Here is a 10,184-nt window from a genome sequence, read left to right on the forward strand (position 1 = left end):
GTGGGTATAAATTAGAAGGAGGGATATTATGGAAAATAGATTTTTTATTATGGCCATCGCTTTTCTTTCGATTTTTATTATCGGATGCAAAAAAGATGAGCCGCCAAAAACGCCGGTCACGCTTATCGACGGAGAAGAAAACAAGGAAGCGTACAATGAATTTTTGAAAGTGAATCTTGCGACGATTCTAAATGATGAAAACGCTTTGGAAAACAATTTTGTTTATTCGCCGTTTTCGTACAGAAGGGCGCTTGAAAGTTTGGCTCTTGTGACGGATGATTTTAACGACAGTCCTTATTTCGGAGCGAAGCTTTTAAAGGATGTCGACGGAAATAATTTCAAGTCGAAGACGGAAGTGATTTTGAACAAAGATATGTTCAATATTAAAAACAAGGCTGACGAGTTTGTATTAAAAGATTTTCCGGGCGGCGCAGAGGACGAGTCGAAAAAGGTTCAAAAGGATGTTTTGGGAGAGGTTATTCTGAAACCTTCATACAAACCTGAGAATGCACTCGTGGTTTTAAATGCGACGGCGTTTGAAGGAAAGTGGGCGGAGGCTTTCGAAAAAAATCGAACCTACAAGGACAATTTCACGACGATTTCGGGAGATGTTGTCGAAAAGGATTTTATGCAAGGAAATATCGACAATGTAGTTTTCCAAAATGAGCTTGTAGACATCGGTAGAAAAAGTATGGAAACGCCGGGGGACTATGCATATTTTTTGGATGTGAAAAATCCGACATCGGAAAATATTTTGGAGGTTGCAAGAGAGCTTCCGGGATATATTGAGTCTATGGAAAATCTTTCGACAAGTTTAGGAGTGAGCGAAAGAGGAACTGTATTTCTCGCTGTGCCGAAGTGCGACATCAAAACGAATGTAGATATTTTGGAGCTTGAGAAAAAGGGCGAGAACAAAGAACTTTTCGAGAAAGTAATTGACACTAATGACAATCTCGAGAGATTAAATGATGACCCGATTTTTATTTCGGGCATAAAACAGGCTGCGTCTTTTAAGATGGACGAGAACAAAATCGTGGCGAAAGCGGCGACGGAAATTACTATGGAGACCATGATGGCTCCGGCGGACGAACCGTTTGAAATAATCCTAGACAGTCCGCATTTTATAGTCACGACAACAAACGGCGTGATTACATTTGTTGCGATTGTTGTGAAGTAGATTTTTAAAAAAATTGCACGTATATCACGTGCAATTTTTTTATATTTTTGGAAAGGAAATTTTAATTTTATCTTAATCTTTTTCTATTGACAAAGTCTTCTTAAGTATATATAATATTTATTGAGAATCAAGGGGCGAACCCCTTGACTTTTTGGTGTTTATTATTGTATAATAAACTATATCTCAGATTTATAAAAGCTTGGGAGGTGAAGCGAATGAGAGATAGTATCACCTTAGAATGCACTGAGTGCAAACAAAGAAATTATGTGACAGACAAGAACAAGAAAAACACTACTGACAGAGTCGAACTCAAGAAGTATTGCAAGTTCTGTAAAAAGCACACAGTACACAAGGAAACAAAATAGGAAAGGAAGAGAGCATGGCTACAGAAACAAAAGTTGAGAAAAAGGGCAAATTGGCAACTTACATCAACGGCGTTAAAGTTGAAAGTAAGAAAGTTGTTTGGCCTTCATTCAAAACGGTAACGAACTATACCGCAGTGGTTATCGCAGTTAGTATCCTTATCAGTCTCATTATTTACGGACTCGATTTAGGTATTGGTTATCTTTATTCACTAATTTTAAAGTAAAATGACCGACGACAGAAAAAAAGATGCCAAGTGGTATGTGGTTCACACATACAGCGGCCACGAAAACAAAGTCAAAGCAACCTTGGAAAAGATGGTTGAAAACAGGGGACATATTGACGATATTTATGATATTGTTGTGCCAATGGAAAACTACTACGACAAGGACAATCCGGGAAAAGTTAAACAAAGAAAGAGTTATCCGGGTTATGTTCTTATAAATATGGTGGTTGATGACGATTCATGGTATTTGGTCAGAAACACGAGAGGGGTTACAGGTTTTGTAGGTCCCGGAGGAAAGCCGGTCGCACTGACGGACAGAGAACTCAAAGGGCTCGGAATGGTTGACCAAATTGAAAAGAAGCCGGTTGATGTCAAAGCAGGAGATAGAGTTTTGATTATGAGCGGCGCTATGCGTGATCAAGTGGCAACAGTCCAATCTGTTGATGAAAAGACTAGAAGATTAACTGTATTTGTTGAAATGTTCGGAAGACAAACAGTCACCGAACTCGATTTCGATCAAATAGAAAAGATTTAATTTAATGAAGAGGTGGAAGAAGCGCTCCCTTCGTACCACGATATATTTAAGGAGGAAATTATGGCAAAAAAAGTTCAAGCAATTGTAAAGTTGCAAATCCCTGCAGGAAAGGCTACTCCTGCACCACCGGTCGGTACCGCTCTCGGACCTCACGGTGTTAATATTGTTCAATTTACAAAAGAATTTAACGCTAAAACAGCTGATAAGGCAGGACTTATTATTCCGGTTGTTTTAACGGTATATCAAGACAGGTCTTTTACCTTTATTACAAAGACTCCGCCGGCTGCTGTTTTAATTAAAAAAGCATTAAAACTTGATTCAGCATCAGGAGAACCAAACAAGAAAAAAGTTGGTAAGTTAACTAAGGCTCAATTAAAAGAAATAGCAGAAACAAAGATGCCGGACTTAAATGCAGCAGACATCGAAGCTGCAATGAGACTCGTTGCAGGTACTGCTAGAAGCATGGGCGTAGAAGTAGAAAAGTAAGTGGGAGAATTTTTCGTATAACCACAAGGAGGTAAATATGGCTAGAAGAGGCAAAAAATACCGTGAATCGGTAAAAACTTATGATAGACAAGAGCTGTTCGATATGGAACCGGCTATAGATAAATGTTTGGAACTTGCAAAGGCAAATTTCGACGAAACAATCGAACTCCACGTAAGACTTGGAGTTGACTCAAGACACGCAGACCAACAAGTCCGTGGTGCAATTGTATTGCCGTACGGAACAGGTAAAGAAGTAAGAGTGCTTGTAATTGCAAAGGGCGACAAAGAAAAAGAAGCTCGTGAAGCAGGCGCAGATTTCGTCGGTGCTGAAGATATGATCGAAAAGATTCAAAAAGATAACTGGTTTGAATTCGATACACTTATTGCAACACCGGACATGATGGGTCTTGTCGGTCGTCTCGGTAAGGTTTTGGGCCCTAAGGGACTCATGCCGAACCCTAAGAGCGGAACAGTTACAATGGAAGTTGAAAAAGCTGTTAAAGAAATTAAAGCTGGTAAAGTTGAATACAGACTTGACAAAGCAAATATCATTCACACAGTGATTGGAAAGAAGAGCTTCGGCAATGAAAAATTGGCTGAAAACATGCAAGCTCTCATGAGCGCAATTGTTAAAGCTAAACCGGCTGCAGCAAAGGGTAAATATTTAAGAAATGTTACTCTTACATCAACAATGGGTCCTGGAATCAAATTGAATCCGGCAAAATTTGGTGAATAGATTTTAAAGGGTTTTGGGAATTTTTCCCGAGACCCTATTTTTTTAAGGAGTTTATATGAATTGCAATATATGTCCGAAAAAATGTAATGTTGACAGAAAGACGACTCTCGGCTTTTGCAGAGCTCCGTATGATTATGCAGTGTCAAAGGCGATGCTTCACATGTGGGAAGAGCCGGCGATTTCCGGAGAAAATGGCTCGGGAACCATATTTTTTGCAGGCTGCAATATGAAATGCGTTTTTTGTCAAAACTTTGAAATCAGTCAGCTGCGTGAAAAAAACTACATAACGATGGACGATGAAAAACTCTCCGACGTGATGGTTTCGCTTATGGAAAAAAATGCGAATAATATAAATCTCGTGAGTCCGATGCACTATGCCGACCGACTTCCGCTCGCGATAAAGCTTGCAAAAGAAAAGGGGCTCGACATTCCGGTCGTTTACAACACAAATTCGTATGAACTCGTGGAAACGCTTTCGATGCTTGATGGATTTGTCGACATTTATCTTGCGGATTTTAAATATGTGAGCGCCGAGCTTTCAAAAAAATATTCCGGAACGAAAGATTATTTCGAATATGCGGACAAGGCGGTCCGGGAAATGTTTAGGCAAGTCGGCGAGACGGTTTATGATGAGAACGGGCTCATAAAAAAAGGTGTCATTGTAAGGATTCTTCTTTTGCCGGGGCATGTTCTCGACGCAAAGGCTGTTTTTAAAAAGCTTTTTAATGAATACGGAAACAAAATCGCATACAGCCTTATGAATCAGTATTGTCCGCTTTTCGGCGCAAAGAATTTTCCGGAGATAAATCGAGACGTGACCGCAAAAGAGTACAATCGCTTCGTAAACTATGCGCTCGAGATGGGCTTTACAAACGGATTTATTCAAGGCGAGAAAATGCGTGAAAACGGAACGAAAAGCATTTACACTCCGGATTTTGACTTGGGCGGACTTGACACCGGAAAATAATTTAAGTATAATAGAGACAGTTTAATAGGGAATGAAGTTTCCCGTTAATTGCAACTGCTGATGACTTCTACAAATTTTTGTAGGGGGAGTCGGCTTTTTTTATGGAGGCATTATGTTATTAAGTTTATCGATTATCTTTATTTTTGGAATTATCATGAGCTATCTGTGCGGAAAAGTGAAACTTCCGGCGCTCTTCGGAATGATTCTTTTGGGAATTTTAATTGGACCGAGCGTTTTAAATTTGCTAGATGAAAAAACACTTTTGATTTCAGGGGAGCTTCGAAAAATCGCACTCATAATAATACTCACTCGTGCAGGACTCGGGCTCAATCTCGAAGATTTAAAGAGAGCGGGACTAAGCGCAGTTTTACTCTGTTTCGTGCCGGCGGTTTTTGAAGTGATAGGAATTGTTTTGATTGCGCCGAGAATTTTTCCGATTACAACAAAGGAAGCATTTTTGATTGGAAGCGTTCTTGCGGCTGTATCACCGGCGGTCGTTGTGCCGAAGATGATCGAGCTTATGGACAAAGGCTATGGCACCGACAAATCGATTCCACAAATGATACTTGCAGCGTCGAGCGTCGACGACGTGTTTGTAATTGTAATGTTTTCGGTTGCACTCTCGATTGAAAAGGGCGGCGCCGTGAACTATATATCATTTTTAAACATACCGCTATCGATTGCGTTCGGAATAATTCTCGGAATTCTTGCGGGATTTATATACACGCTCATATTTAAAAAAGCAAAGACCAATATGGTCATAAAACTGTTGGTGCTCATGAGCTTGTCTTTTTTGATGGTGACTTTGGAAGACGCGAAACTCCTTCCGATTTCGGGACTCATTGCGGTCATGGTGAGCGGAATGACCGTCGGATATTTTGAGCCGACTCTCGCCGAAAAACTCTCGGAAAAATACTCGGGGCTTTGGATCGCCGCACAAATCTTGCTTTTTGTTTTGGTCGGTTCCATCATCGACATAAAATATGCGACGAGCTACGGCGCGCTGACTCTTCTTGTAGTTTTGGGCGGACTTCTATTTAGAGCGGTCGGGGTCTACGTCTCAACATTAAAAAGCGAACTCGACAGAAAAGAAAAACTTTTCACGGCGATTGCTTATATGCCGAAAGCGACAGTACAAGCGGCAATCGGCGGCATCCCTCTTCAAGCGGGGCTTGAGTGCGGAAACCTTGTTCTCACAACTGCGGTCATTGCAATACTTTTTACCGCACCTGTCGGAGCATTTTTGATTGACATGACACATAAAAAGCTTCTTTCAAAAAGTAAGTAATAAGCGGATTTATGGGTATAAGTATGAATAGCAGATTTATATTTTAAAGGCGGGAGTTTTAGTTGGATATTAAAATTGAAAAACTTAAACAACAAATGAATGAAGAAGTGAGAGAGTTGTATTTTGACACGGAGGACAATTTTTTTGAGAAACACTTTAAATTTATCACGAATAAATTTAAAAATGCAAAAGAAAAGGCACTCGAAGAAGTTCTCGACGAATCATTCATATCCGGGGACGACTCATATGAAGAAAACCTTTTGAAAACAATTGGAAATCTGAGTGTGAGACTCGAATTTAAATACAGATTTATAAGAGTGGGCTCGGTCGTGGGACCGATGATGAGAATGCTCCTTCCGATACTTCTCTCGTTCGGCGCACTTCTTCTTACGATAAATTCAATCGAAGATATTAACATTAAATACCTCTTCGGAATTTCTCTTCCTACATTTATTACCTACTGCGCAACAATCATCGTGCTTGGAATTGCGGTCGGAGTTTTTTATACAAAACTGAGGAACAAAAGAAAATTTGCGATATATATTAGGGAGCGTCTTAAATACGAAATAATGAAAATTGGTAATTTGGAGTAGAGAAAGTTTTATTTGCACGCTTGCAGTCGACGTCTGCGACTTATTTCTCCTATTCGTCGAAATATCGCCGGACTTCTTTGCGGAAGACCTACCATCGTGTTTTTGATTTTGTCAAATCAAAAAGCACGGGTTAGGTCTATCATATTGCGACGCATGAGATATAGATGAACACACGGGTTTAAACTATTTGAAAATATATTTAAATAAACGCCGTAGAAAGGAATTATCGTTGTTCCCTACGTCACAACGTACGCCGTCACGCTACGGATGCGCTTGCGAACGAATACAATTTAATGAATTTATCTGTGTGGGAAATGTTTACTTATGGCGCTTGATCCACAAACATCCGTTTTACGGGTGTTTTTTATTTGCTTACAAAAACCGAACCATATTAAAAAAATATTTATTTTAAAAATCATAAAAAAATTTTACTTTGGATTTTTCTAAACTAATTTTATTTGTGTTTTTCACGGAGAGATTTTATTTTTTATCACAAAGAATATCGTGGTAAATTGACAAAACGTTTTATTAAGTTACAAAAAGTTAAAGAAAAATATGACACAAATCACACAACATTAGAAAAAAACCGATTATTTAAATATTTTCTATTAAAAAACCCTATTTGTATATAATTATAATTATATACGAAAATAATTAAAAATTATATGAAAAAGACTTGACATTTATGAAGAAAAATACTAGAATAGGAACAGTGGTATAAATTTTTAGAGTGTATCACTATATCAAATTAAGGGGCAAGGTGGCATTGCCCCTAAAAATCTATAAGGAGGATTTATGAAAAACAGAAAATTACTTGCAGCATTTATAGTATTTTTCATGACAGTTGCATTGTTTGTACCGGCAGTTGCTGAAGCATACGGTTACAGAACAACTTATGCACCGCGTCTTGGCGAAGCAAGACAAAATGAAGAATTTATAAGATGGCAAAATCAACAAAACTATGGCAATTATGGCGTAGCAAGCGCCGATGGAGACGACTATGAAGGACTTGTTCCGGAACCTGCAAAGATTTATTTCGGCAGACCGCGTGCACAAAGATTTGAAAGATTGGGTTTCCCTGCAACTTACGATTTAAGAGATTATAATAAAGTAAGTGAAATCAGAGACCAAGGTCCTAACGGTTCATGTTGGACTTTCGCATGCTACAGTTCTCTCGAAAGTACTTTAAGACCGGGTGAAATTTATGATTTCTCAGAAGCAAATATGAGAAATACTCACGGTTTCGACTGGGGTCCGGAAAAAGGCGGAAATAGATTTATCTCGACAGCATATTTAGCACGTTGGAGCGGTCCGATTTTGGAAGAAGACGATCCGTATGATCCTTACAAATTCTACTCACCAAAAGGTCTTGAAAGAGTAAAGGATATTAAAGAAGTTATGTACCTTCCTGATATGGATGTTGATTTTGACGGCGGAATGAATGCTATTAAAGATGCAATTATGAATTATGGCGCTGTTCAAACAGCAATGTATGCTTCAGACAGATATTTAAATCAAGCTGAATGGGCACACTATTGTCCGAAAAGAGTAAACGGTAACCACGCAGTTGCTATTATCGGTTGGGACGACAATTATCCGAAGGAAAACTTCCTACAAACTCCACCGAAAGACGGTGCATGGCTCATCAGAAACAGCTGGGGCAAAGGCATGGGAATCGACGGATATTACTGGGCATCATATTACGACACAGTAATCGGAACAAATAATGCTGTTTACTTTGCAAAAGATAAGGGCGAAAGCGATTATGTTTATCAATATGACCCATATGGAATGACAAGAACTGTCGGTTACAATGGACAAGGATACGGTGCAAACGTTTTCGGACCTGTTAAGGAAAAACAATATGTAAACGGTGCAGGATTCTATGTACCTTCTGCAAATACAGATTACAAAGTTTATGTTGTTAAGGATTACAAGGGACTCGATTCACTTAAAAACGACAAAGTTGAAGTTGCATCGGGAACTGTTGAATATCCTGGATACACAACTGTAACTTTCGACAAACAACCGGTCGAAAAGGACAGCAAGTTCGCAGTTGTTGTTTATTACACAACACTTGAAACTTATTATCCTATTCCTATCGAAGCAAGAGAAAGAAAATATGCTTCAAGAGTAAATGCATATCCTGGACAAAGTTTCACAAGTTCAGACGGAGAATCATGGAGAGACCTTACTGTTTACAATAGCAGCGCAAATGTATGTATCAAAGGATTCACAACACTTGACGGAGAAGGTACACCTGATCCGAAGCCGGACGATCCGAAACCGGAAGTAAAGAAAGTAACAGGAATTGAACTCAGCGAACACAAGGCCGAACTCAAAAAATGGAACAGATTAAACTTAAAATACACCATCACTCCGGAAGATGCAGACAACAAAGAAGTTGTTTGGACATCGAGTGATTCAAGTGTTGCAAGAGTTGACAACTACGGCTCAGTTCTCGCACTTAAAGACGGCGTTGCAACAATTACAGTTACAACAAAAGACGGCGGATTCACAGACACATGTGAAGTTAAGGTCGGAAACGGCGGAGTTCCTGAAACTGTTAAGGTCACATATCTTGACATTACAAACGGCTCAATCTTTACAGAACAAGGTGAAACTGTTCAACTTAATGTAACTTTAAAACCGGACAACGCAACAAATAAAACAGTCACATACTCAACAACAAATGCAAATGTAGCAACAGTTGACGCAAACGGACTCGTTAAAGCAGTCGGTCAAGGAAGCGCATATATCTATGCAAAATCCGCTGACGGACCATATGATTCGGTTTATGTAAACGTAAAGAAAGCTACTACTCCGGAACCACCGAAGGATGTTAAGGTAACAAGCGTTTCAGTTGACAGAAGATATTTGACACTTGAAGAAGGCGCAAACTACGCTTTGACAGCAACAGTTTCACCGGCTAACGCTACAAATAAAACAGTTAACTTCTCATCTTCAAACGAAAGTGTTGCAACAGTTGACGCAAATGGAAATATCACAGCTGTTAAAGCAGGTTCTGCATATATCTATGCAAAATCAGTTGACGGACCATATGCTTCAACATATGTTACTGTAAAACAAAAATCAACACCGAAGCCACCGGCTGAAGTTAAAGTAACAAATATTACTCTCGATACAAGATATCTAAGATTAAATGCAGGCGAAACACGTGAACTCGGATTCACAGTTTACCCATACAACGCAACTGACAAAACATTAACATGGACATCTTCAAACGAAGACGTTGCAACAGTTGAAAACGGAGTAATCACTGCAATCGGCAGAGGTTCTGCATATATTACAGCAACAAGCACAAACGGCGTTCAAACAACATGCTATGTTGACGTTTACGGAGATGCAAAACCTGTAAAAGTCACAGGACTTTATTTCGCAGACAGACAATTAAGCTTGAATGTCGGTGAAACAAAAGCTGCAGCAGTTCTTTTCACACCGAACAACGCAACAGATAAAACCGTAACATACTCATCACTTAACAACTCAATTGCGACAGTTGATGCAAACGGCAATATCAAAGCGGTAAGACCGGGAAGCGTATACATCTATGCAAGAAGCGTAGACGGACCATATGCTTATTTACAAGTAACTGTAAGAGGCTCATACAACTACTGGTACTACAGATATTAATCTTAAAAGAACACTCGAAAGTGTACTGCCCCCTTAAATCCGGACACGGAAATAAGGGGGCATTTTAATGAATAAAATAACATATGAAGAAAAATTAAAAATAATTAAAGAAAACGAAGATGGCTATGGAAAAGACTATCTTTCCAAAAAATATAATAT

General features: G+C 39.2%; 10 protein-coding genes and 1 riboswitch. All 10 genes read left to right on the forward strand.

The window, feature by feature from the left end; genetic code table 11:
- Positions 1-28 precede the first annotated feature (28 nt).
- On the forward strand, positions 29-1,177 hold the full coding sequence (locus SPI61_RS03300; protein ID WP_321136699.1) for a serpin family protein: 1,149 nt from the start codon (positions 29-31) through the stop codon (positions 1,175-1,177).
- A gap of 215 nt (positions 1,178-1,392) precedes the next feature.
- Positions 1,393-1,542 (forward strand): 50S ribosomal protein L33, encoded by a 150-nt coding sequence (gene rpmG, locus SPI61_RS03305; protein WP_034547214.1) that lies wholly within the window; start codon positions 1,393-1,395, stop codon positions 1,540-1,542.
- A gap of 14 nt (positions 1,543-1,556) precedes the next feature.
- Positions 1,557-1,766 carry a preprotein translocase subunit SecE gene (secE, locus tag SPI61_RS03310; RefSeq protein ID WP_321136700.1) on the forward strand — a complete coding sequence of 70 codons (210 nt, stop codon included), beginning with the start codon at positions 1,557-1,559 and terminating at the stop codon, positions 1,764-1,766.
- A gap of 1 nt (position 1,767) precedes the next feature.
- Complete coding sequence (nusG, locus tag SPI61_RS03315; RefSeq protein ID WP_321136701.1) at positions 1,768-2,301, forward strand: transcription termination/antitermination protein NusG; 534 nt, start codon at positions 1,768-1,770, stop codon at positions 2,299-2,301.
- 60 nt (positions 2,302-2,361) lie between these two features.
- The gene (gene rplK / locus SPI61_RS03320; RefSeq protein ID WP_034547220.1) at positions 2,362-2,787 is read left to right on the forward strand and encodes a 50S ribosomal protein L11; all 426 of its coding nucleotides are present in this window, start codon (positions 2,362-2,364) and stop codon (positions 2,785-2,787) included.
- A 37-nt stretch (positions 2,788-2,824) separates the two neighbouring features.
- Positions 2,825-3,523 carry a 50S ribosomal protein L1 gene (rplA, locus tag SPI61_RS03325; protein WP_321136702.1) on the forward strand — a complete coding sequence of 233 codons (699 nt, stop codon included), beginning with the start codon at positions 2,825-2,827 and terminating at the stop codon, positions 3,521-3,523.
- A gap of 55 nt (positions 3,524-3,578) precedes the next feature.
- Positions 3,579-4,490, forward strand: a complete 912-nt coding sequence (locus SPI61_RS03330) for a radical SAM protein (RefSeq protein WP_321136703.1) — start codon at positions 3,579-3,581, stop codon at positions 4,488-4,490.
- Positions 4,491-4,508: 18 nt separating this feature from the next.
- A riboswitch (Fluoride riboswitch) is annotated at positions 4,509-4,567 on the forward strand.
- Between the two features lie 35 nt (positions 4,568-4,602).
- On the forward strand, positions 4,603-5,778 hold the full coding sequence (locus SPI61_RS03335; protein ID WP_321136704.1) for a cation:proton antiporter: 1,176 nt from the start codon (positions 4,603-4,605) through the stop codon (positions 5,776-5,778).
- A gap of 62 nt (positions 5,779-5,840) precedes the next feature.
- Entirely contained in the window at positions 5,841-6,371 is a 531-nt protein-coding gene (locus SPI61_RS03340) for a hypothetical protein (protein WP_321136705.1), read from the forward strand.
- A gap of 795 nt (positions 6,372-7,166) precedes the next feature.
- Positions 7,167-10,025, forward strand: coding sequence for an Ig-like domain-containing protein (locus tag SPI61_RS03345; RefSeq protein WP_321136706.1), 2,859 nt, complete (start codon positions 7,167-7,169; stop codon positions 10,023-10,025).
- Positions 10,026-10,184 lie beyond the last annotated feature (159 nt).

This window comes from Ezakiella sp. (assembly GCF_034180565.1).
Taxonomy (GTDB): domain Bacteria; phylum Bacillota; class Clostridia; order Tissierellales; family Peptoniphilaceae; genus Ezakiella.

Bases quoted from the DNA above. Each gene is read 5' to 3' on its own strand.
- SPI61_RS03300 (WP_321136699.1), top strand. From the start codon at position 29: ATGGAAAATAGATTTTTTATTATGGCCATCGCTTTTCTTTCGATTTTT.
- rpmG (WP_034547214.1), top strand. From the start codon at position 1,393: ATGAGAGATAGTATCACCTTAGAATGCACTGAGTGCAAACAAAGAAAT.
- rplA (WP_321136702.1), top strand. From the start codon at position 2,825: ATGGCTAGAAGAGGCAAAAAATACCGTGAATCGGTAAAAACTTATGAT.
- SPI61_RS03345 (WP_321136706.1), top strand. From the start codon at position 7,167: ATGAAAAACAGAAAATTACTTGCAGCATTTATAGTATTTTTCATGACA.
- SPI61_RS03335 (WP_321136704.1), top strand. From the start codon at position 4,603: ATGTTATTAAGTTTATCGATTATCTTTATTTTTGGAATTATCATGAGC.
- rplK (WP_034547220.1), top strand. From the start codon at position 2,362: ATGGCAAAAAAAGTTCAAGCAATTGTAAAGTTGCAAATCCCTGCAGGA.
- nusG (WP_321136701.1), top strand. From the start codon at position 1,768: ATGACCGACGACAGAAAAAAAGATGCCAAGTGGTATGTGGTTCACACA.
- secE (WP_321136700.1), top strand. From the start codon at position 1,557: ATGGCTACAGAAACAAAAGTTGAGAAAAAGGGCAAATTGGCAACTTAC.
- SPI61_RS03330 (WP_321136703.1), top strand. From the start codon at position 3,579: ATGAATTGCAATATATGTCCGAAAAAATGTAATGTTGACAGAAAGACG.